We start from the raw sequence: 20,651 nt of genomic DNA, 5'->3' as shown, positions 1-20,651 counted from the left end.
GGGCTCTTTGTCTTGAATCATGGTGGGTCGTGTAGGATTCGAACCTACGACCAATTGGTTAAAAGCCAACTGCTCTACCGACTGAGCTAACGACCCATGATGGTCGGGGTAGAGAGATTCGAACTCCCGACATCCTGCTCCCAAAGCAGGCGCGCTACCGGACTGCGCTATACCCCGCCTGGAAGTTGGCTCCGCGACCTGGACTCGAACCAGGGACCCAGTGATTAACAGTCACTTGCTCTACCGACTGAGCTATCGCGGAACGACGAGCTTCCAATCTCTTCCTCGGAAGGCTTTCGCCTATTCCCGCATCAGAGGCGCGCCATTTTACGTAGCCACATGCTTATGTCAACCCTGACAACGACTTATTTGATTCGCACCGGCGTACCAATAACCGGCTAGGATATTCCTGACAGCATGAACGGCTTTACACGGCGCCCAATCGACGCCTCCAGGACAATCCATGCCTCCCAAGGACACCCCACCGACTCCCCCCAGCATCCCCGGCGTCGCCAGCCGCGCCATCCAGCCGCGTTTCGGCGAGCTGGTGCAAGACTGCCGCAAGCTGGTGATGAACAACCTGGCCGAACACCTCGGCGGGCTGTTCGCCCAGCTCGACGACACCCTCTTCGAAGGTGCGGAAAAGGCCGAGAACAACAAGGTGCAGAGCCTGTTCTTCGATGCCATGCGCGACCTGCGCAAGCTGCGCCCGCAGATCGAGCGCAGCTATCACCAGCGCGTCGCACAGAACTTCGCCGACTTCCTCGACGGCAAGCTCAAGACCAGGCCGCAGAACGCCGAACTGGATACCGACAGCCTCAGCCTGGTGCAGAACGAGGACTACGAGGAAAGCCTGCAGGTGACCAACATGGTCAGCCGGGTCAAGGCGCGCAGCACGCGCACCCTGTTCGCCCTGGAGCAGCGCCTGGCCCTGCTCAACAACGGTCAGAAACTGCTCGAGGACGCCAACCCCTTCGGCCCGCAGGCCCTGGCCGAGGCCTTCCGCCTGGCCCTGGCGCCACATCCGCTGCCGCTGCGCATCAAGCTGATCCTCTACACGCTGTTCGACCGCCACGTGATGCAGGGTCTGGACACCCTCTACGAGATGCTCAACCAGCGCCTGATCAACGCCGGCATCCTGCCCAACCTCAAGTTCACTGCCCAGCGCACACCGTCCGCCACACCACCGGCGAAGCCCGAGGGCTCGGCGGCCAGCGCACCGCAGGCCAGCGCTACCGGCCCGGGCACCGCCCCCGTGAGCGGCGGCACGGCCGGCTCACCATCGATGCCCCAGCCGGCACCGATCATCCAGGCACCGGCCGATCTCAGCGCGCCACCACCGCAGGATCCCGGCCAGCTGCTCGGCGGCCTCACCGCCCTGCTCGGCGAACGCCGCCAGCAGGACCTCGATGCCCCCCTGCCCGGCGGCACCCGCAGCATCGCCAGCTTCGCCCCGCGCACGGCCACCAGCACCTACAGCGCCGGCGAGCTGCTGGAGGCGCTGACCCGCCTGCAGCAACAGTCCGCCAGCACCCTGGCCGAGCGCCTGCAGGGCCCGCAGCCGGTAGAAGAACTCAAGGTCAACCTGCAGCAGCAACTGGAAGCCCACAGCCGCCTGCCCGGCCAGCAGAAGCTGGCGGACCAGGAAGCCGACGTGATCGACCTGGTCGGCATGTTGTTCGACTTCATCCTCGATGACGACAATCTACCCAACGCCTGCAAGACCGCCCTGTCTCACCTGCACACCCCCTATCTGAAGGTGGCCCTGCAGGACAAGGCGCTGTTCACCCAGCATCATCACCCGGCCCGCCGCCTGCTCAACGCCATGGCCCAGGCTGGCGTGCTGTATGGCAGCGAAGGCGATGAGCGCGGGCTGCTAGCAAAGATCCACTGGGTGGTGGAACGGGTGATCCACGGTTTCGCCGGCGATCTGCTGCTGTTCGAGAGCCTGCTCGACGAGTTCAACGAGTTCGTCGCCACTCTCAAGCACAGGGTCGAGCTGCGCGAGCGCCGCGCGGTGGAGGCAGCCAAGGGCCGCGACAAGCTGCTCGGCGCCCGCCAGCTGGCGGTCGGAGTGATCCAGGGCGTACTCAAGGGGCGCCAGCTACCCAGCATCATCCACAACTTTCTCGAGCTGACCTGGGCCGACGTACTGGTCTTCGTCCTGCTGCGTCATGGCGAACGCAGCGCCGAGTGGCAGCGCGCCGGTGAGGTGGCCGAGCAACTGGCCTGGAGCGGCACCCCCCTGGACGAGGCCGGCCGCGCCCGCCTGCAGGGCCTGCGTGTGGCCCTGCTGGACGAGCTGCGCAAAGGCCTGGAGCTGCTCGGCGGCTACCACGAGGACGGCATCCGCCGGCTGCTGCAGGATATAGTCGCCTGCCAGCACGCGGTGCAGGCCCAGCAGCCGCAGCTGGCCGCGCAGATCAAGTCGCAGCTGCCGGAAAGCCCGCTGGGCGCCATGCTCGGCGAGGATGCCGCCCTGGCCGAGCCGGTCCGGCGCGAGACAGCGCCATCACCACGCGCGCAGGCGCTGATCAAGGAACTGCAGCAGCTGGAGTTCGGTACCTGGTTTGAGTTCGTCCAGGGCAAGGAGAGCGTGACCCTCAAGCTATCCTGGTTCAGCCCGACCACGCACAACTACATGTTCGTCGATCACAGCGGCCAGCGCGTGGCGGTCAAACCGATCCGCCAGCTGGCCGGCGAAATGGAACAGGGCCTGGCCCGCATCGTCACCCCGGAGCGCAGCGCGCCTCTGGTCGATCGCGCCCTCGGCGCCATCTATCGCGTCCTCCAGCGCTTCACCGGACGCGCCCAAGAAGTCGGACAAGGAGCCTGAATGGACGACCGTCGCCAGCACAGCCGGCATAGCGCGCAACTCAACATCGAAGTCCTCGACCTGCACAGCGGCCGACGCCTGGGACGGGTGGTCGACCTGTCCGAGGACGGTTTCATGCTGGTCAGCGAGGCGCCGCCGGAGGCCGACTCGGTGTGGGAATGCCGCCTGGTACTGGATCAGCCCCTGGAGGGTATCCACGAAATCCGCGTCGGCGCCGACTGCCTGTGGAGCCGCCCCGCGGAATCCGGCCAGAACGGCTGGTGCGGCTTCCATATCATCGACCTGGCCGAAGACCAGGTCGCCGCCCTGGCCCTGTTGCTGCGCTACCTGCAGGCCTGAACAAAAAAGCCCCGGTCTACCGGGGCTTTTCATAGGCACAGCACTTAGGCGAAGACGATCTCCTCGCCCTCGACCCGGGCATGGATGGTCGCCCCCGGCAGGAAGGTGCCGGCCAGGATCTGCTGCGCCAGCGGGTTCTCGATCCAGCGCTGGATCGCCCGTTTGAGCGGCCGCGCGCCGTAGACCGGGTCGAAACCGACCGCCACCAGCTTGTCCAGCGCCTCGTCGGTCAGCTCCAGGGCCAGCTCGCGCTCGGCCAGGCGCTGGCGCAGGCGCGCCAGCTGGATATTGGCGATGCCGGCGATCTGCTCACGGGCCAGCGGCTCGAACACCACCACCTCGTCGATGCGGTTGACGAACTCCGGACGGAAGTGGCTGCTCACTGCATCCATCACCGCCGCACGCTGCGCCTCGCGATCACCGACCAGCTCCTGGATCTGCGCCGAGCCGAGGTTGGAGGTCATCACCACCACAGCGTTCTTGAAGTCCACGGTACGACCCTGGCTGTCGGTCAGGCGACCGTCCTCCAGCACCTGCAGCAGCACGTTGAACACGTCCGGGTGGGCCTTCTCCACCTCGTCCATGAGGATCACCGAGTAAGGCTTGCGGCGCACCGCCTCGGTCAGGTAACCGCCCTCCTCGTAGCCCACGTAGCCGGGCGGCGCGCCGATCAGGCGGGCCACCGAGTGCTTCTCCATGAACTCGGACATGTCGATGCGCACCATGGCCTCCTCGGTGTCGAAGAGGAACTCGGCCAGGGCCTTGCACAGCTCGGTCTTGCCCACCCCGGTCGGGCCGAGGAAGAGGAAGGAACCACTGGGACGATTCGGATCGGCCAGGCCGGCGCGCGAGCGGCGCACGGCGTTGGCCACCGCCACCACCGCCTCGTGCTGGCCGATGACGCGCTTGTGCAGCTCGTCTTCCATGCGCAGCAGCTTGTCGCGCTCGCCCTCGAGCATCTTGCTCACCGGGATGCCGGTCCACTTGGAGACCACCTCGGCGATCTCCTCGTCAGTCACCTTGTTGCGCAGCAGCTGGTTCTCGCTCTTGCCGTGCTGGTCGACCATCTGCAGGCTACGTTCCAGGTCGGGGATGATGCCGTACTGCAGCTCGGCCATGCGCTGCAGGTCGCTCTTGCGCCGCGCCGCCTCGAGGTCGGCCTTGGCCTGCTCGATCTTCTGCTGGATCTGCGCCGAGCCCTGCACCTCGGCTTTCTCCGACTTCCAGATTTCCTCCAGGTCGGCGTATTCCTTCTCCAGCTTGGCGATGTCGTCCTGCAGCTTCTCCAGGCGCTTCTTGGCCGCCTCGTCGTCTTCCTTCTTCAGCGCCTCGCGCTCGATCTTCAGCTGGATCAGGCGGCGATCCAGGCGATCCAGCTCCTCCGGCTTGGAGTCGATTTCCATGCGGATGCGGCTGGCGGCCTCGTCGATCAGGTCGATGGCCTTGTCCGGCAGCTGGCGGTCGGTGATGTAGCGGTGGCTCAGCTTGGCCGCGGCGATGATGGCACCGTCGGTGATGGTCACGCCGTGGTGCACCTCGTAGCGTTCTTTCAAGCCCCGCAAGATGGCGATGGTGTCCTCCTCGGAGGGCTCGTCCACCAGCACCTTCTGGAAGCGGCGCTCCAGCGCGGCGTCCTTCTCGATGTACTGGCGGTACTCGTCCAGGGTGGTGGCGCCGACGCAGTGCAGCTCGCCGCGCGCCAGGGCCGGCTTGAGCATGTTGCCGGCGTCCATGGCGCCCTCGGCCTTGCCGGCGCCGACCATGGTGTGCAGCTCGTCGATGAACAGGATGATGCGCCCTTCCTGCTTGCCCAGTTCGTTGAGCACCGCCTTCAGGCGCTCCTCGAACTCGCCGCGGAACTTGGCGCCGGCGATCAGCGAGCCCATGTCCAGGGCCAGCAGGCGCTTGTCCTTGAGGCCGTCCGGCACCTCGCCGTTGACGATGCGCTGGGCCAGGCCTTCGGCAATGGCGGTCTTGCCGACGCCGGGCTCGCCAATCAGCACCGGGTTGTTCTTGGTGCGGCGCTGCAGGACCTGGATGGTGCGGCGGATCTCGTCATCACGGCCGATCACCGGGTCGAGCTTGCCGTCCTCGGCGCGCTTGGTCAGGTCGACGCAGTACTTGTCCAGCGCCTGGCGCGACTCCTCGGCATTCGGGTCGTTGACCGCCTGGCCACCGCGCAGGTTGGCGATGGCGTTCTCCAGGGCCTTCTTCGATACGCCCTGGCCGAGCAGCAGCTTGCCCAGCCGGGTGTTCTCGTCCATGGCGGCGAGCAGTACCAGCTCGCTGGAGATGAACTGGTCGCCCTTCTGCTGCGACAGCCGGTCGGCCTGGTTGAGCAGGCGCGCCAGGTCCTGCGACAGGTTCACGTCGCCGGTGGGGTTCTGCAGCTTGGGCAGCTGGTCGAGCTCCTTGGTCAGGGCCTGACGCAGGGCCACCACGTCGAAGCCGACCTGCATCAGCAGCGGCTTGATCGAGCCGCCCTGCTGTTCCAGCAGGGCCTGCATCAGGTGCAGCGGTTCGATGGCGGAGTGGTCGAGACCCACGGCGACGGACTGGGCGTCGGAGAGGGCAAGTTGCAACTTGCTGGTGAGACGGTCGATGCGCATGAAAATGTCCTTCCTACGATGAGCGGGCCAGAGCGCTGAACTGCTCCCGATAGTGAAGCCCGGAATTGCTCTCTAGATGAGGACAGTTTTTCCCGATTCAAGCGGCGGCGCGTTGACGGAGATCAGTCGGCCAGCCAGACCAGCGAGGCAAAGCGCCCGGTACGGGCGGCGCGGCGGTAGGAGAAGAAGCGCGGGTCACTGAAGGTATTCAGCCCGCCACCATGCACGGCGGTAACGCCGATGGCCGCCAGGCGGATGCGCGCCAGGCTGTAGAGATCGGCCAGGTACTTGCCGGCATTGGCGCTCGGCACGAAGGCCCGCTCGGCCTCGGCGTGCCGGGTAAGGAAGGCCTCGCGTACTTCCGCACCGACCTCGAAGGACTGCGGGCCTATGGCCGGCCCCAGCCAGACCAGCAGCTCGTCCGGCTCGACACCCAGGGCGGCCACCGTATTTTCCAGCACGCCACCGGCCAGCCCGCGCCAGCCGGCATGCGCCGCCGCGACCCGGGTGCCGGCGCGGTCGCAGAACAGCGCCGGCAGGCAGTCGGCGGTCAGCACGGCGCAGGCGGTACCCGGCGCGGCCGTCCAGCTGGCATCGGCGGTCGGCACCTGTCGGGGATCGGCCTCGACCGCATCGGGGCTGTGCACCTGTTGCAGCCAGGCCGGGCGGCAGCCCAGCGTCTCGACCAGCCGAGCACGGTTGGCGGCGACGGCGGCGGGGTCGTCGCCGACATGGTCGCCGAGGTTCAGGCCGTCGAAGGGTGCCTGGCTGACGCCGCCGGCACGGGTGGTGACGCAGGTGCGTACGTTGGCCGGCGCCGGCCAGTCCGGCAGCAGCCAGTCAGACGAAGGATTCATTGTCCTGGCGCAGCAGCGAGAGCAGCCAGACCAGATCCTCGGGCAGCGGCGAGGTCCACTTCATGCGCTGCCCGGTGACCGGATGCTCCAGTTCGAGGAAGCGCGCGTGCAGAGCCTGGCGCGGGAACTCCTTGAGGGTCTGCACCAGGGTCGGGCTGGCCGCCGGCGGAATGCGGAAGCGCCCGGCGTACAGCGGGTCGCCCACCAGCGGGTAGCCGGCATGGGTCATGTGCACGCGGATCTGGTGGGTGCGCCCGGTCTCCAGCTTGACCCGCACATGGGTGTGCGAGCGGAAGCGCTCCAGCACCCGGTAATGGGTCACGGCCGGCTTGCCGCCGTCGATCACCGCCATGCGCTGGCGGTTGGCCGAGCTGCGGCCGATCGGCGCGTCGATGGTGGCACCGGAAGTGATCACGCCGATGCAGATGCATTCGTAGATGCGGCTGACCGTGCGCTTCTGCAGCTGGTCGACCAGTTTGGTCTGCGCCTGCAGGGTCTTGGCCACCACCATCAGGCCGGTGGTGTCCTTGTCCAGGCGGTGGACGATGCCCGCGCGCGGCACGTTGATGATGTCCGGCACATGGTGCAGCAGGGCGTTGAGCAGGGTGCCGTCGGCATGCCCGGCGGCCGGATGGACCACCAGGCCGGCCGGCTTGTCGATCACCAGCAGGTGCTCGTCCTCGTAGACGATGTTCAGCGGGATGTCCTGCGCCACCCATTCGCCCTGGGCCTCCTGCTCGGCCTGCAGGTTGAGCACGGCACCGCTGTGGACGACATCCTTCGGCCGCAGCAGGGCGCCATCGACGGTCAGGCGGCCCTCCTTGATCCAGGCCGTCAGGCGCGAGCGCGAATACTCGTCGAACAGCTGGGCGGCGACCTGGTCGAGGCGCTGGCCACCGAGGTCGGACGGCACTTCGGCGGTGAGTTGAATGAGCTGATCGGAGTCTTCGGACATGGGCTGCTGCGGAGGGCGGTGCGGCTTTTGGTTTCGGCTGCACGCTGTGGTTAAATACGGCGTCTTTGTCCCGGCCATTTCCGGGGCGCTCATCATAACAGGACGGCCGAGGCCTAGACAGCCGCCGTCACAGGGACGCAAGCCACCATGCAAGTGAAACACCTGCTGCTGATCGCCACCCTCGCCCTCACCGCCGCCTGCTCGTCCAACAAGCCGGAAGTGGACGAAAACCTCAGCGAGACCGAGCTGTACCAGCAGGCCCAGGACGATCTCGACAGCAACAGCTACAACAACGCCATCGCCAAGCTCAAGGCCCTGGAATCGCGCTACCCCTTCGGCCGCTATGCCGAGCAGGCGCAGCTGGAGCTGATCTACGCCTACTACAAGAATGTCGAGCCGGAAGCCGCCAAAGCCTCCGCCGAGCGCTTCATCCGCCTGCACCCGCAGCACGCCAACGTCGACTACGCCTACTACCTCAAGGGCCTGGCCTCCTTCGACCAGGACCGCGGCCTGGTGGCCCGCTTCCTGCCGCTGGACCTGACCAAGCGTGACCCGGGGGCCGCACGCGACTCGTTCAACGAATTCGCCCAGCTCACCAGCCGCTTCCCCAACAGCCGCTACGCGCCGGACGCCAAGGCGCGCATGGTCTACCTGCGCAACCTGCTGGCCGCCTACGAGATCCATGCCGGCCGCTACTACCTGACCCGCCAGGCCTACGTCGCCGCCGCCAACCGTGGCCGCTACGTGGTGGAGAACTTCCAGGAGACCCCGGCCGTGGGCGATGGCCTGGCCCTGATGGTCGAGGCCTATCAGCGCCTGGAGCTGGACGACCTGGCCGCCACCAGCCTGGAAACCCTCAAGCTCAATTACCCGGATCACCCGACCCTGGTCGACGGCCAGTTCGTGCCCCTCGAAGAGGAAGCCGACAACCGCTCCTGGCTGGCCAAGGCCACCCTCGGCCTGATCGAGTCCGATGCGCCGCTGCCGCCGGGCGAGACCCGCGCCAGCCAGGACGTCATCCGCCAGTACGAGGAAGCCCAGGAAGAGATCCCGGACGAGCTGCAGCCGGAAAACCAAGAAGAAGCCGAGGAAGACCTGGAAAGCGAAGCCGAAGGCAATTCCGCTGACCGCTCCTGGTTCAGCTACATGACTTTCGGCCTGTTCGACTGAGTTCGCCGTATCGACCGAAGGGAGGCCCAGGCCTCCCTTTTTCATGCCCGCCGCCGTACCTGCTGCGCTGCGCCGGCGCACTTGGCTAAACTGCGCCTTTGCCAACAAGAAGAGCACGCCAATGTTCCGTCTGCTGTTCTGGATCGCCCTGATCGCCGCCGCCTTCTGGCTCTGGCGGCGTTTCAAACGCCCGGCCGCACCGACGACCCCGCCGCCTGCAGAGCCGGCGCCCATGGTGCGCTGCGCCCAGTGCGGCGTGCACGTGCCGCGCGACAAGGCCCTGCCCCGCGGCGAGCACTGGTACTGCAGCCAGGCCCATCTGGAACAGAGCAGCCACAGCAGTGACTGCTGACGCCCTGACCCTCGGCGAGCTGCCCGGCCGCCGCATCCTGCGCCTGTACAACCTGTACCGGGTCACCGTCGGCCTGGCCCTGGTATTGCTGATCTCCAGCCAGCTGGACCAGGAACTGCTGCAGCTGGCCCACGTGCAGCTGTTCCGCTACGGCAGCTGGGCCTACCTGATCTTCAACGTGCTGGTCGCCGTGTTCATGCAGCGCCCGCGGCACCTGGCCCAGGTATTCGGCCTGGCACTGCTCGACGTGCTGCTGCTCTGCGCCCTGTTCTACTCGGCCGGCGGCACCCCTAGCGGCATCGGCAACCTGCTGGTGGTGGCGGTGGCTATCGCCAACATCCTGCTGCGCGGGCGCATCGGCCTGCTGATCGCCGCCGTCGCCGCCATCGGCATGCTCAGCCTGACTTTCTACCTGAGCCTGACCCGCTCGGCCGCCACCGCCCAGTTCGTCCAGGCCGGCGCCCTCGGCGCCCTGTGCTTCGCCGCGGCGCTGTTCCTCCAGGGCCTGACCCGGCGCCTGCAGCAGAGCGAGAGCCTGGCCGAGCAGCGCGCGGTCGACGTGGCCAGCCTGGAGGCGCTCAACTCGCTGATCCTGCAGCGCATGCGCACCGGCATCCTGGTGCTGGACAAGCAGCACCGGGTGCTGCTGGCCAACCAGGGCGCCCTCGGCATGCTCGGGCGCGGCAAGCTGGAGGGCAAGGTGCTCGACCCATACTGCCCGGAGCTGGTCAGGCGCCTGCAACAGTGGCAGCACAACCCCACCCTGCGCCCGCAGAGCCTGCAGGCCATACCGGAGGGGCCGGTGCTGCAGCCGAGCTTCATCCCCCTGCAGCGCGGCGAGGAGCAGCACACCCTGATCTTTCTCGACGATATCTCGCAGATCACCCAGCAGGCCCAGCAGCTCAAGCTGGCCTCCCTCGGCCGGCTGACCGCCGGCATCGCCCACGAGATCCGCAACCCGCTGGGCGCGATCAGCCATGCCGCACAGCTGCTGCAGGAGTCCGAGGCCCTGGACGATCCGGACCGGCGCCTGGCGCAGATCATCCAGGACCATTCGCGGCGGATGAACATGGTCATCGAGAACGTCCTGCAGCTGTCGCGCCGGCGCCAGGCCGAGCCGCAGCTGCTCGACCTGAAGTACTGGCTGCACCGCTTCGCCAGCGAATTCCGCAACTCGGCGCGGATCGACCAGACCCTGCACCTGGAGACGCTCGGCAGTGGCCTGCAGACGCGCATGGACCCCCATCAGCTGAACCAGGTGCTGACCAACCTGGTGCAGAACGGCCTGCGCTACAGCGCGCAGAAGCACCAGCTCGGCCAAGTCTGGCTGAAGCTGTATCGCGACAGCGAGAGCGACCTGCCGACCCTGGAAGTGCTGGATAACGGCCCCGGTGTGCCACCCGACCAGGTGCAGCACATCTTCGAACCCTTCTACACCACCGACAACAAGGGCACCGGCCTAGGCCTGTACATCTCCCGCGAGCTGTGCGAAAGCAATCAGGCACGCCTCGACTACAAACCGCGCGAAGGTGGCGGCAGCTGCTTCCGCATCACCTTCGCCCACCCACGCAAGCTGAGCTGACCATGAGCACCCGGCAGAGAGCCCTGATCGTCGACGACGAACCCGACATCCGCGAACTCCTGGAGATCACTCTGGGGCGCATGAAGCTCGACACGCGCAGCGCGCGCAACGTCAAGGAGGCCCGCGAGTGGCTGGCGCGCGAGCCGTTCGACCTGTGCCTGACCGACATGCGTCTGCCGGACGGCACCGGCCTGGAGCTGGTGCAGCACATCCAGCAGCGCCACGCCCAGGTGCCGGTGGCCATGATCACCGCCTACGGCAGCCTGGACACCGCGATCAACGCCCTCAAGGCCGGCGCCTTCGACTTCCTCACCAAGCCGGTGGACCTCGGCCGCCTGCGCGAACTGGTGGCCACCGCCCTGCGCCTGCGCAGCGGCGAGAACAGCGAGGGCCCGGTGGACACCCGCCTGCTCGGCGAGTCGCCGCCAATGAAGACCCTGCGCCAGCAGATCCAGAAGCTGGCGCGCAGCCAGGCGCCGGTCTACATCAGTGGCGAGTCGGGCAGCGGCAAGGAGCTGGTGGCGCGTCTGATCCATGAACAGGGCCCGCGCGCGGAGAAGCCCTTCGTGCCGGTCAACTGCGGCGCCATTCCCTCGGAACTGATGGAGAGCGAGTTCTTCGGCCACAAGAAGGGCAGTTTCACCGGTGCCATCGAGGACAAGCAGGGCCTGTTCCAGGCCGCCGATGGCGGCACCCTGTTCCTCGACGAAGTCGCCGATCTGCCGCTGACCATGCAGGTCAAGCTGCTGCGCGCCATCCAGGAAAAAGCCGTGCGCGCCGTCGGCGGCCAGCAGGAGGTGGTGGTGGACGTGCGCATCCTCTGCGCCACGCACAAGGACCTGGCCGCCGAGGTGGCCGCCGGGCGCTTCCGCCAGGACCTGTTCTACCGCCTCAACGTCATCGAGCTGCGCGTACCGCCGCTGCGCGAGCGCCGCGAGGACATCCCGCTGCTGGCCGACACCATGCTCAGGCGCCTGGCCGAAGGCAGCGGCCTGCCGGCGGCCAAGCTCACCGGCGAGGCCCTGGACAAGCTCAAGTGCTACCGCTTCCCCGGCAACGTGCGCGAGCTGGAGAACATGCTCGAGCGTGCCTACACCCTGTGCGAGGACGACCTGATCCAGGCCGCCGACCTGCGCCTGGCGGACGCCGCCCCGGCCAGCGACAGCGGCGACGCCTCGCTGGCGCAGATCGACAATCTGGAAGACTACCTGGAAGAGATCGAGCGCAAGCTGATCATGCAGGCGCTGGAGGAAACCCGCTGGAACCGCACCGCCGCGGCCCAGCGCCTGGGGCTGACCTTCCGCTCCATGCGCTACCGCCTGAAGAAGCTGGGCATCGACTGATATCAGCCAGGCAGCTTGCGGCGCTTGAAGCCGCGAGCTGCACTCACCTCAGGCCGGCCCCAAGCGCCCCGCCGGTGAATAAGGCATCGGATCGACGATGGGCGTCTCGCCCAGCATCAGGTTCTTCAACAACTCGCAGGATGCCGGCGCCAGCACCAGGCCATTGCGGTAATGCCCGCAGTTCAGCCACAGCCCGGGATACTGCGGCACCTCGCCGATGAAGGGCACGCCATCCGGCGACCCCGGCCGCAGCCCGGCCCAATGCCCGACCACCTCGGCCTCGGCCAGCGCCGGCAGCAACGCCTCGGCGGACGCCTTGAGACTGGCCAGCGCCTCAGCGGTCGGTGTCTTGTCGAAGCCCACGTGCTCCAGGGTGCTGCCGACCAGGATGTGCCCATCCTTGCGCGGAATGGCATAACGTCCCTTGGCCAGCACCATGGCCGGCAGGAAGTCCTCGGCGCACTTGTAGAGAATCATCTGCCCCTTCACCGGCTCGACCGGCAGATCCAGCCCCAGGGTCGCCAGCAACTGACCGCTCCAGGCACCTGCCGTTAAAACAACAGCATCGGCAGCATGCTCCTCTCCCGAAGCCGTACGCACCCCAGATACCCGACCGCGACCAACCAGCAACGACTCGACACGAAACCCCGGTAAAAGCGATACATTGTCGTATTGCAGCAAAAGCCGCTGCAGGGCACGCAAAAGTCGCGGATTCCTGACATTCGCCAAATCCGATAGATAAAGAGCTCGCGCGAAATCAGCACCCAGCATTGGCAAGCGCTCAAGCACTTCAGATCTTGGCAAGCAGACCAGCGGGCGCTCTTCAGTCCTCGCCCAGGCAAGTGCCCGCGCCTCATCCTCCAGGTCAAGCCAATACAGCCCCGTCTTTTGCACCTCTGGATCTATGCCAGTGCTCGACGAGAGATCAGTACCCAGCTGCGGATAGTAGCCCTGCGACCAACGTGCCAGCTCACCAACTGGCGCGGCATAGCGCCACGGGTAAAGTGGTGAAACGATCCCACCACCGGCCCACGAGGCCTCGGCGCCCAACCCACCCGAGTCCAGCAACTCCACCTTGAGCCCCTGTTGGGCAAGCAAACGCGCAGCCAGGAGCCCCATAATCCCCCCACCCACTATCAATACACGCCTCACACGCCCTCCGTTTGCATAACCACCGGTGCACGTCTAAACCCCTAGCTGCCAGGACGGCAACTCAATCACAGGGATACAACATGCTCCGGAAAAACCAGATAGCCTTCAGCCTGCTAGAAACTCTCCTCACCATCAGCCTGCTGTCTCTGGCAATCGCCCTTGCAACCCCCAACCTCGTCAGCCTGATCAATAAGAACAGGCAGGACTCTTTGCGAGAAACCCTACTGACATCACTTCATCAGGGACGCGCAGTTGCGATACTAAATCGCCAAAAGGTAGAAATTTGCGCCAGCACTGACGGACTGAGCTGTGTAACTGACTGGAGAAAAGGCTGGATGACTCGCCGCAGCGGAGACACTCCGACTCTGCTGCACAGATTCCAAACCAAGCCAGACACGCATCTTGAATGGACGGGCTTTGGCAAAACCATCCTGTTTCACCCAAACGGTACCACTCCAGCCAGCAACGGACGCTTCTATCAATGCGCCGAGGGAAAAATCGCCTGGCAGCTCATCCTCAATCGACAGGGCCGCGTACGCCAGGCCACCCGCGCCGAAAACCTGCAAGCCAGCTCCAGATGCACCAAGTAACTCCAGCGCCACCGGTCATCCGGACTATGACGCCAGCCATCCAGAGCACTGTGACATCTGGAATGCCGCTGAGGGAGTATGCAAGTAGACCATGAGGAGAAGATCATGCCGTGTCGCCCGAGCACAAAAGGATTCAGCCTGATAGAGCTGATGATCACCATCAGCCTGCTAGGCATTGCCCTTGCCATTGCCACGCCCAATCTGACTCGCATGGTGCGCAATCAACAAGTCGAGGCACAAGCGCAGACCATCAATAGCCTGATGCAGTTTGCCCGTGCCGAAGCAGTCATACGCAGAACACCTGTGACCATAAGCAATGCAGGGAATGTCTGGACAGTTTCAACCAGCACAGAAGTTCTCAGGCGAGAAACCTTTGATACCGGCCAAGCCGACATTGCAACCTCGCCAAGCCCCCTGAGCCTGACCTACAGCTCTAACGGTGCCTCCTCCTCGGTAGGAGAGACTCGGATCATCGTTTGCAGGGATGACATGGCCAACTTTGCTTATTTGGTAACCATCGAACCCAGCGGCAGTAGCCGCATACATAACCGCGGTCATGATAGCGATACCACTCTTCTGGGAGATTGCGTGCCATGAAGCACACTCACCAACGCCACCAGGGCTTCAGCCTCATAGAGGTCATGGTTACCTTGATATTGCTGACGATTGGCATTCTTGGGCTCGTAGCCATGCAGGGTCGCGGCATTCAGTACACGGCAGACTCGGTTCAGCGCAATAACGCTGCGATGCTGGCCAGCAATTTACTCGAGCAGATTCGCGCCAACCCCTCCGCGCTCAACGACTACCTGCTGACAACGCTGCCCAGCGCCGGAACCTGTGACACTGCATCCCCAATACAAGCCAACGACACAGCCAAGCAACTAACCTGCTGGGCCAATAAGGTACGCCTGATGCTGCCTGATGCCGAAGCGCTGGCGGATCAATTCTATGTGTGCCGCTCTCCCAGCCCCGGCGTATGTGCTGCTGGCCAGGCCGTAGAAATTCAGATTGCCTGGCGTGCGCCCGGCGATGGCTGCCTAGACGCCTCTGCCGCCGCCAACCCAGACCCCGGTGTATGCCGATTCCGCCTGAGGGGAGAACTGTAATGACACACAAGCAGGCTGGCCTATCGCTAATTGAGGTCATGATTTCACTCCTCATCAGCACTTTCCTAATCCTAGGTGTCACCCAGGTTTACCTCGATAACAAAGAGAACAACCTGTACCAGCAGAGTCAGGGAGGAAATCTTGAGAACGCCCGATTTTCTATTCTGATTCTGGAGCAAGCCCTGTCCAAGACAGGTTTTAGACGCGCGCCCGACGTTGAAATGGAATACACCTTCCCAGCAACGTCAACCGCCGACTGCGGAATCATGAGCGCAGGCCAGGTCGCCAAGAAAGTTAGCGACACTTCTTTTTGCATCCGCTATCAACCTGCCTTCACTGGCTCCAAAACCTGCACGGGTGACGACATTGCCAATATTCCCGCACGACCCTATGTGGCTACCGATGCAGTAGTTGAGTTCTACACCTTGGTCGACACCGACCCCGCCGATGCCGACAACTCGCTTCAGCTTGCCTGCAAAGGCAACAACGGCACCCTCAGTGTCATTGCCGCCAATATATCTGCGGTACGCTTTGAATATGGCGTCAACAACAACGACGAGAAGATTGTTTCCAAATACACCACCGCACCGGCCGCCAATGAAACAATACGCGCCCTGCAGTTCTCGATACTGGCCGCCAGCCCCACCGAAATTACAAAAGGCGTCACCAGCACAACTTACACGCACTGGTTCGGAACCACACAAACTGACAAAAAGCTATACACCATGCTTTCTACTAGCACCAGCATGAGGAATCTAATGCCATGAAACATACTCCACATGCCGCGCGACCAGTTCTCATCAGAACCCAGAAAGGTGTCAGCTTGGTCATTGCCCTAGTATTTCTTCTTATCATTACCGTACTGGCAATTGCCAACTTACGCGAAGTTTCACTGGAGTCGCGCATCACGGGAAACTTGATAGAGAGCAAGCAGCTTATGAATGTGGCCGACGCCGCCACCCGTGACGGCGAGCGGCGAACAGTTGCACGCGGCCCACAGGAGCCGACTGACGATTGCGCGAATATCCCGTTACGCAAACTATGTCTTCTGAATCGCACGCCAGACTATCGCCTAGATATGGCCAGCGCTCAGGTTTACTCGCCCAATGATGGCACGGTCATGACCGGCGCTGCACGCTGGTACGCAATCCCAGCACCTGCTGGCAGTGACACCGGCGAAAATGAAAACCCGGAGTATGGCAATAGCGCCATGGGTATAGGCGTATTTCGCTATGAGATCAATGGCATGGCCAGCAATAACGGCAGCCAGGCCGCCATCAGGACAACAGTCGCGCTCAACTCGAAAGGGCTGATTGAAAGCAACTAAACGTGCAGCTCGGACACTCGCTTCCGGGGAGAAACTCAATGATCGCATCAATGTTCAAAAGCCGTTCCCTGTTCTCTGCACTGGGCTTTGGCCTTTACTTTGCCGGCACCCTGCAAGCCAGCGGGGCGGCACTCAATATCAGCCAGAAACCACTGATCCTCAACGAGACTGTGGCACCCAACCTGCTCCTGACCATTGACGACTCGGGCAGTATGCGTTGGGCCTTTGTACCCGACGCTATCAACGGCGTACATGAAACCCGCAGGGCCAAGTCATCGGCATTCAACCCGCTATACTACAACCCCAACGTCACCTACCGTATTCCGACTCGCTACGACAGCAACGGCAATGTGGCGGCAACCCCATTCAGCACCAGCTTCACCAACGCCTTCAACAACGGCTTCAATTCAGGACGCGGCAGCTACAACCTGTCCACCGATTATCGTGTGACTTGGACATACGACCCTCGGGGAACACTACCCAATACCACTGCTTACGGTTATAGCAACACCTCCAGCCGTTTCGCACGAAACCCGGCGGCCGACTTCTATTTCCAAGACGCCTTCAGTAGCGGCATTGCCAATGGTAGTTCGCTATCACGCACTACATCAGGCGTATCCTTTACTGTCACCCGGACCACTACAGGTACTGGCTGTACAGTTAGCGTCTCCACACGCCCAGATACACTGAGTGGCGTTGGAGCAACCTGCAGCCGCAGCAATAACAATTACACAGTTACTATTGATGCTCGCCAAGTAGGCCGCCAAGCCTATTACTACGTTCGTGATAACAGTTTAACCAACTGCACCGCCACAGACCCTGCCGACGAAGACTGCTACCGCCTTGTATTCGTTTCCGCTACTTCTGGCCAGCCACGTGCTGACGATGCTGCAGCGGGCACCGATGAACGCAGCAATTTCGCCATCTGGTACTCCTTCTATCGCAATCGCGCCCTTGCGACTCAGTCCGCTGCCCAGATCGCCTTCGCCAGCCTCCCACCAGAAGTACGTCTTACCTGGCAGAACTTGACCAACTGCACAACCTTCACTGGAGGCAATACAGCCAACTGCCAAGATAACAGGCTCCGCGAGTACACCAACGCCCATAAAGGTCAGTTGATGGCCTGGCTGCAGGACCCCCCCTTCGACGGCAGTACACCTCTGCGCGGCGCCATGTACAGGGCGGGCGAGTTCTTCAAGACCGCCACCCCCTGGCAGAAGTATCCAAATGACAACAGCCAGACAAACACCACTGGCAATACATATGCCTGCCGCCCCAGCTATCACATTCTGATGACGGACGGTATCTGGAACCAGGGCTTTACTCAGCCGGCCGATTACAAGGACGACTCTTCCAGCACAACGCTTCCGGATGGCACCGTTTATAACGGTACACGCCCGCCTTACGCCGATAGCCAGCAGCAAACAGTGGCAGACTTGGCATTCCACTATTGGGCGACAGACCTCAGAACGGGCCTGGCCAATCGCCTGCAGCCCTTCACGCCATTCAAGAACAATAATCCTGCGACAGCCTATTGGGATGCACGCAATGACCCGGCCACTTGGCAACACATGGTCAATTTCACCATGGGCCTCGGCCTGACCAGCGCCATGAGTCAACCAGGACTGCAATGGGACCCTAGCCAGGGAACGTTCGGTGGCACTGGCTATGAAAACTTGGCAAGCGGAAACCGTGCCTGGCCTGCGGCTTCAGCAGATAGCCCTAATAATGTTTACGATCTTTGGCACGCAGCAATCAACTCTCGCGGCGAATTCTTCAGCGTCGACAGCCCCGATGCCATGGTTCAAGCATTCAAGGATATCCTGAACCGCATTGCCGAGCGTACCGCCACTGCAGCGCGTCCGGCAGTATCCGCCTCCTTTGTATCCGATGCGGATGACAGCGCGATTCAGAGCAATGTCTACGCCACTCAATTCTCCAGCACAGATTGGAGCGGGGAACTCATCAAAACCAAGATCGATGCTAGTGGCCTGCAAACAATCCAATGGAAAGCGCAAGCAGCGAACCAAAACCTCGCAGCCGACACTCGAAAGGTCATGATCAAGGATTCGACCAATCCAACAACAGGGTTGAAAAATTTCACTTGGAACAATCTGGGAACGATGCAAAACCTGCTCAACATCAACCCGGAGAGCTTGGTCGGTGCTACAGACAGCAGAGGCCCGCAAAGAGTTGACTACATTAGAGGAGACCGCAGCCTGGAAGGCGCTACTAGCCCCTCCTTCCGTGCACGCAGCACAATCCTTGGCGATATAGTGAACTCCAGCCCCGTAGTTGTTGGCACCCCTGGTTACCTGTCCTATCAAGCTGACGCCATCGAAAACCCTACTGGCAGCATCAATGGCTACCAAAGCTATGCTGCCTTTAAAGCAGCCAACAAAAAGCCTTTACGCAAGGAAATGATCTATGTGGGCGGTAATGACGGAATGCTGCATGGCTTCAACGCATCAACTGGCGTAGAGGAATTTGCATTCATACCTACCGAAGTCATCAAGAATCTTTATCGCCTCACTGGCCAGAACTATACCGGCGCCGAGCATCGCTACTTTGTCGACGGCAGCCCTGTTGTTCGAGATGTTTACTTTGGCAACGGAAGCGATGAAGGCTGGCGAACAGTACTGATAGGGACATTAAGAGCAGGTGGAAAAGCACTATTTGCTCTAGACATTACCGACCCAGACAGAATCAAGCTGCTTTGGGAGTTTGACTCGACTACAGACAGTGATCTGGGTTACACCTTCGCTCAGCCGGAAGTTGTCCGCCTACACTCCGGCCAATGGGCTGTCCTGATGGGCAATGGCTACAACAGCACCAACGACCGAGCAGCCATGATGATCATTGACATCAAAACAGGTGCCCTGTTGAAGAAGCTGACTGTACCGCCAGTTGTCGAGTCCGGTGCAACTTTGCCCAACGGACTATCCAGTGTCCGCGGCGCAGACAACAATGGTGACGGCCTAGTCGATTACGCTTATGCAGGCGACCTTCAAGGTAATCTGTGGCGCTTTGATCTGGTACCCACCGTGAGCACAACTGGCTCAGGCAGCACACTAACCGCTTTGACGGGAGATCCATTTGCACGTACCTCACTCACAAATGTCACCGTTAATGATTTCAGCATCTCCTACGGAGGCACGCCGATATTTACAGCTCGGGACTCTGTAAGTGGCTCTGAAAAACGCCAAGCCATTACTATTCAACCATCAATAGTTCGCCATCCGTCCAGGATTGGCTACTTGGTGCTGATTGGCACCGGCAAGTATTTTGAAAGTAGCGACGCCAATGTCGATACAAGTCGAGCCATGACACTCTACGGCGTCTGGGATCGCCAGACTAAGCGACAGAGGACTTCACTCTCTACGGCAAAAGCGACAGAACGTAATAATCTGCAGGCGCAAAGCTTCTCACTACAAGTCGACGGCGCAGTCATTGGCGATGCAACTCAGAACGACATAAACGACATTCGCTTGCTGAGTGAGAATCCTGTCAAATGGTTCAAGGACTACAACGCCAGCAACCCTAACGCCGACTCGAATAAGATCACCCACGATTCATCTGTCGAGCGCTGGGGCTGGGCGCTTGACTTGTCAGTGGGAAATCAACTGAAAGGCGAAATGGTGATAAACAATATGTCAGCCATCGGCAGGGTGCTATTTTTTGCCAGCCTGACCCCCAATGAAGACCCCTGTGCAGCGGGTGCTGATACTTGGCTCTACGGCATTGACGCAGCCACGGGCGGACGCACCAAATTCAATGTACTTGATCTGAACAACGATAAAATCGTCAGTGCTAAAGACCAGTACGGTGCCGCAGGGGATATTGTTTCAGGAAGACGCTTCCCTGCTATCGGAGGCTTCACTCTTGCACCTGGAAACAAAGTCTTTGGCAGCGATGGCTCGGGGGATCCGGCTGTCGTAGGTGACGACCCCAACACTTCTGGTCGCCAGAGCTGGCATATCATTCCCGAGGAATTCCAATGACCAACAGGCAATCCGGTTTCACCCTAATTGAATTGATGATAGCGGTGGTGGTTGTCGGAATACTGGCAGCCATCGCCATCCCGAACTATACCGAGTACCTCACTCGCAGCAGCCGTTCAGAAGGACATGCTCTTTTGAGTGAGGCCGCTGCACGTCAGGAGCGTTTTTTTGCACAGAACAACCGTTATGTAACCAGCGGCGCCGACATCAATTTACTTGCCCTGCGCAATACATCAGGCACAGTTGTGCGATCGGAAAATGGATATTATGAATTGAGTGTCAGTTCAGTTGCAGGGGATGGAGGATACACTCTCACAGCAACACAACGATTCGGTGATACTGGTTGTGGAAACCTGACATTAAACGCTATAGGCGACAAGGGGCGGACGGGTACAAAGCCCTTAGACCAGTGCTGGAAGTGAAATCACCACA

Annotated in this window: 17 protein-coding genes and 3 tRNA genes; 13 read left to right on the top strand and 7 right to left on the bottom strand. The window is 62.2% G+C overall.

Features of this window, described 5'->3' with window-relative positions:
- Window positions 1-20 precede the first annotated feature (20 nt).
- The 3 genes from DMO17_RS02860 to DMO17_RS02850 form a co-directional block, all read right to left on the bottom strand.
- Window positions 21-96 (bottom strand) — tRNA-Lys (locus tag DMO17_RS02860).
- A gap of 4 nt (window positions 97-100) precedes the next feature.
- Window positions 101-177 (bottom strand) — tRNA-Pro (locus DMO17_RS02855).
- A 9-nt stretch (window positions 178-186) separates the two neighbouring features.
- A tRNA-Asn gene (locus DMO17_RS02850) sits at window positions 187-262 on the bottom strand.
- A gap of 201 nt (window positions 263-463) precedes the next feature.
- On the opposite strand from DMO17_RS02850, the gene DMO17_RS02845 reads away from it, so the two are divergent.
- Together DMO17_RS02845 and DMO17_RS02840 are read left to right on the top strand one after the other, a co-directional pair.
- Window positions 464-2,836 (top strand): DUF1631 domain-containing protein, encoded by a 2,373-nt coding sequence (locus DMO17_RS02845; RefSeq protein WP_110680812.1) that lies wholly within the window; start codon window positions 464-466, stop codon window positions 2,834-2,836.
- Window positions 2,837-3,175, top strand: coding sequence for a PilZ domain-containing protein (locus DMO17_RS02840; protein WP_110680811.1), 339 nt, complete (start codon window positions 2,837-2,839; stop codon window positions 3,173-3,175).
- 44 nt (window positions 3,176-3,219) lie between these two features.
- On the opposite strand, the gene clpB is transcribed toward DMO17_RS02840, so the two are convergent.
- From clpB to rluD, 3 genes are all read right to left on the bottom strand, one after another.
- The gene (clpB, locus tag DMO17_RS02835; protein ID WP_110680810.1) at window positions 3,220-5,784 is read right to left on the bottom strand and encodes an ATP-dependent chaperone ClpB; all 2,565 of its coding nucleotides are present in this window, start codon (window positions 5,782-5,784) and stop codon (window positions 3,220-3,222) included.
- Between the two features lie 122 nt (window positions 5,785-5,906).
- A complete protein-coding gene (gene pgeF / locus DMO17_RS02830; protein WP_110680809.1) occupies window positions 5,907-6,641 on the bottom strand; it encodes a peptidoglycan editing factor PgeF in 735 nt (244 codons plus the stop codon).
- Complete coding sequence (gene rluD / locus DMO17_RS02825; protein WP_110680808.1) at window positions 6,625-7,596, bottom strand: 23S rRNA pseudouridine(1911/1915/1917) synthase RluD; 972 nt, start codon at window positions 7,594-7,596, stop codon at window positions 6,625-6,627. The genes pgeF and rluD overlap by 17 nt, the downstream gene beginning before the upstream one ends.
- A gap of 147 nt (window positions 7,597-7,743) precedes the next feature.
- On the opposite strand from rluD, the gene DMO17_RS02820 reads away from it, so the two are divergent.
- The 4 genes from DMO17_RS02820 (at window position 7,744) to DMO17_RS02805 (ending at window position 12,043) form a co-directional block, all read left to right on the top strand.
- Window positions 7,744-8,766, top strand: coding sequence for an outer membrane protein assembly factor BamD (locus DMO17_RS02820; protein ID WP_110680807.1), 1,023 nt, complete (start codon window positions 7,744-7,746; stop codon window positions 8,764-8,766).
- Between the two features lie 121 nt (window positions 8,767-8,887).
- A complete protein-coding gene (locus DMO17_RS02815) occupies window positions 8,888-9,118 on the top strand; it encodes a PP0621 family protein (RefSeq protein WP_110680806.1) in 231 nt (76 codons plus the stop codon).
- Window positions 9,108-10,700, top strand: coding sequence for a sensor histidine kinase (locus tag DMO17_RS02810; RefSeq protein ID WP_110680805.1), 1,593 nt, complete (start codon window positions 9,108-9,110; stop codon window positions 10,698-10,700). The genes DMO17_RS02815 and DMO17_RS02810 overlap by 11 nt, the downstream gene beginning before the upstream one ends.
- A gap of 2 nt (window positions 10,701-10,702) precedes the next feature.
- Window positions 10,703-12,043 carry a sigma-54-dependent transcriptional regulator gene (locus DMO17_RS02805; protein ID WP_110680804.1) on the top strand — a complete coding sequence of 447 codons (1,341 nt, stop codon included), beginning with the start codon at window positions 10,703-10,705 and terminating at the stop codon, window positions 12,041-12,043.
- Between the two features lie 48 nt (window positions 12,044-12,091).
- On the opposite strand, the gene DMO17_RS02800 is transcribed toward DMO17_RS02805, so the two are convergent.
- A complete protein-coding gene (locus DMO17_RS02800; RefSeq protein ID WP_375538000.1) occupies window positions 12,092-13,162 on the bottom strand; it encodes an NAD(P)/FAD-dependent oxidoreductase in 1,071 nt (356 codons plus the stop codon).
- A gap of 113 nt (window positions 13,163-13,275) precedes the next feature.
- Between DMO17_RS02800 and DMO17_RS02795 the strand changes: the two genes are divergently transcribed.
- The 7 genes from DMO17_RS02795 to DMO17_RS02765 all read left to right on the top strand — a co-directional run bounded on the left by DMO17_RS02795 (window position 13,276) and on the right by DMO17_RS02765 (window position 20,641).
- Entirely contained in the window at window positions 13,276-13,785 is a 510-nt protein-coding gene (locus DMO17_RS02795) for a GspH/FimT family protein (RefSeq protein WP_110680802.1), read from the top strand.
- A gap of 78 nt (window positions 13,786-13,863) precedes the next feature.
- Window positions 13,864-14,382 carry a GspH/FimT family pseudopilin gene (locus DMO17_RS02790; RefSeq protein WP_309146484.1) on the top strand — a complete coding sequence of 173 codons (519 nt, stop codon included), beginning with the start codon at window positions 13,864-13,866 and terminating at the stop codon, window positions 14,380-14,382.
- Window positions 14,379-14,891, top strand: coding sequence for a type IV pilus modification protein PilV (gene pilV / locus DMO17_RS02785; protein WP_110680801.1), 513 nt, complete (start codon window positions 14,379-14,381; stop codon window positions 14,889-14,891). The genes DMO17_RS02790 and pilV overlap by 4 nt, the downstream gene beginning before the upstream one ends.
- Window positions 14,891-15,658: a PilW family protein gene (locus DMO17_RS02780; RefSeq protein WP_110680800.1), complete on the top strand. Its 768-nt coding sequence runs from the start codon at window positions 14,891-14,893 to the stop codon at window positions 15,656-15,658. Before pilV ends, DMO17_RS02780 begins: the two co-directional genes overlap by 1 nt.
- Window positions 15,655-16,218, top strand: a complete 564-nt coding sequence (locus DMO17_RS02775) for a pilus assembly PilX family protein (protein WP_110680799.1) — start codon at window positions 15,655-15,657, stop codon at window positions 16,216-16,218. The genes DMO17_RS02780 and DMO17_RS02775 overlap by 4 nt, the downstream gene beginning before the upstream one ends.
- Before the next feature lie 38 nt (window positions 16,219-16,256).
- On the top strand, window positions 16,257-20,219 hold the full coding sequence (locus DMO17_RS02770) for a pilus assembly protein (protein ID WP_258371124.1): 3,963 nt from the start codon (window positions 16,257-16,259) through the stop codon (window positions 20,217-20,219).
- Window positions 20,216-20,641: a type IV pilin protein gene (locus DMO17_RS02765; RefSeq protein ID WP_110680798.1), complete on the top strand. Its 426-nt coding sequence runs from the start codon at window positions 20,216-20,218 to the stop codon at window positions 20,639-20,641. Before DMO17_RS02770 ends, DMO17_RS02765 begins: the two co-directional genes overlap by 4 nt.
- Window positions 20,642-20,651: the final 10 nt, after the last annotated feature.

It is taken from the genome of Aquipseudomonas alcaligenes, from assembly GCF_003205495.1.
In the GTDB taxonomy this organism is placed as follows: Bacteria; Pseudomonadota; Gammaproteobacteria; order Pseudomonadales; family Pseudomonadaceae; genus Aquipseudomonas; species Aquipseudomonas alcaligenes_B.
This window is presented reverse-complemented; position numbering and strand designations above follow the sequence as displayed.

What these genes read in the sequence shown, in the direction of transcription:
- DMO17_RS02765 (WP_110680798.1), top strand. Translation starts at nt 20,216, where the DNA reads ATGACCAACAGGCAATCCGGTTTCACCCTAATTGAATTGATGATAGCG.
- DMO17_RS02840 (WP_110680811.1), top strand. Translation starts at nt 2,837, where the DNA reads ATGGACGACCGTCGCCAGCACAGCCGGCATAGCGCGCAACTCAACATC.
- DMO17_RS02770 (WP_258371124.1), top strand. Translation starts at nt 16,257, where the DNA reads ATGATCGCATCAATGTTCAAAAGCCGTTCCCTGTTCTCTGCACTGGGC.
- DMO17_RS02805 (WP_110680804.1), top strand. Translation starts at nt 10,703, where the DNA reads ATGAGCACCCGGCAGAGAGCCCTGATCGTCGACGACGAACCCGACATC.
- rluD (WP_110680808.1), bottom strand. Translation starts at nt 7,596, where the DNA reads ATGTCCGAAGACTCCGATCAGCTCATTCAACTCACCGCCGAAGTGCCG.
- DMO17_RS02820 (WP_110680807.1), top strand. Translation starts at nt 7,744, where the DNA reads ATGCAAGTGAAACACCTGCTGCTGATCGCCACCCTCGCCCTCACCGCC.
- DMO17_RS02775 (WP_110680799.1), top strand. Translation starts at nt 15,655, where the DNA reads ATGAAACATACTCCACATGCCGCGCGACCAGTTCTCATCAGAACCCAG.
- DMO17_RS02845 (WP_110680812.1), top strand. Translation starts at nt 464, where the DNA reads ATGCCTCCCAAGGACACCCCACCGACTCCCCCCAGCATCCCCGGCGTC.
- DMO17_RS02800 (WP_375538000.1), bottom strand. Translation starts at nt 13,162, where the DNA reads ATGGGGCTCCTGGCTGCGCGTTTGCTTGCCCAACAGGGGCTCAAGGTG.
- DMO17_RS02795 (WP_110680802.1), top strand. Translation starts at nt 13,276, where the DNA reads ATGCTCCGGAAAAACCAGATAGCCTTCAGCCTGCTAGAAACTCTCCTC.
- clpB (WP_110680810.1), bottom strand. Translation starts at nt 5,784, where the DNA reads ATGCGCATCGACCGTCTCACCAGCAAGTTGCAACTTGCCCTCTCCGAC.
- DMO17_RS02780 (WP_110680800.1), top strand. Translation starts at nt 14,891, where the DNA reads ATGACACACAAGCAGGCTGGCCTATCGCTAATTGAGGTCATGATTTCA.
- pilV (WP_110680801.1), top strand. Translation starts at nt 14,379, where the DNA reads ATGAAGCACACTCACCAACGCCACCAGGGCTTCAGCCTCATAGAGGTC.
- pgeF (WP_110680809.1), bottom strand. Translation starts at nt 6,641, where the DNA reads ATGAATCCTTCGTCTGACTGGCTGCTGCCGGACTGGCCGGCGCCGGCC.
- DMO17_RS02815 (WP_110680806.1), top strand. Translation starts at nt 8,888, where the DNA reads ATGTTCCGTCTGCTGTTCTGGATCGCCCTGATCGCCGCCGCCTTCTGG.
- DMO17_RS02790 (WP_309146484.1), top strand. Translation starts at nt 13,864, where the DNA reads ATGCAAGTAGACCATGAGGAGAAGATCATGCCGTGTCGCCCGAGCACA.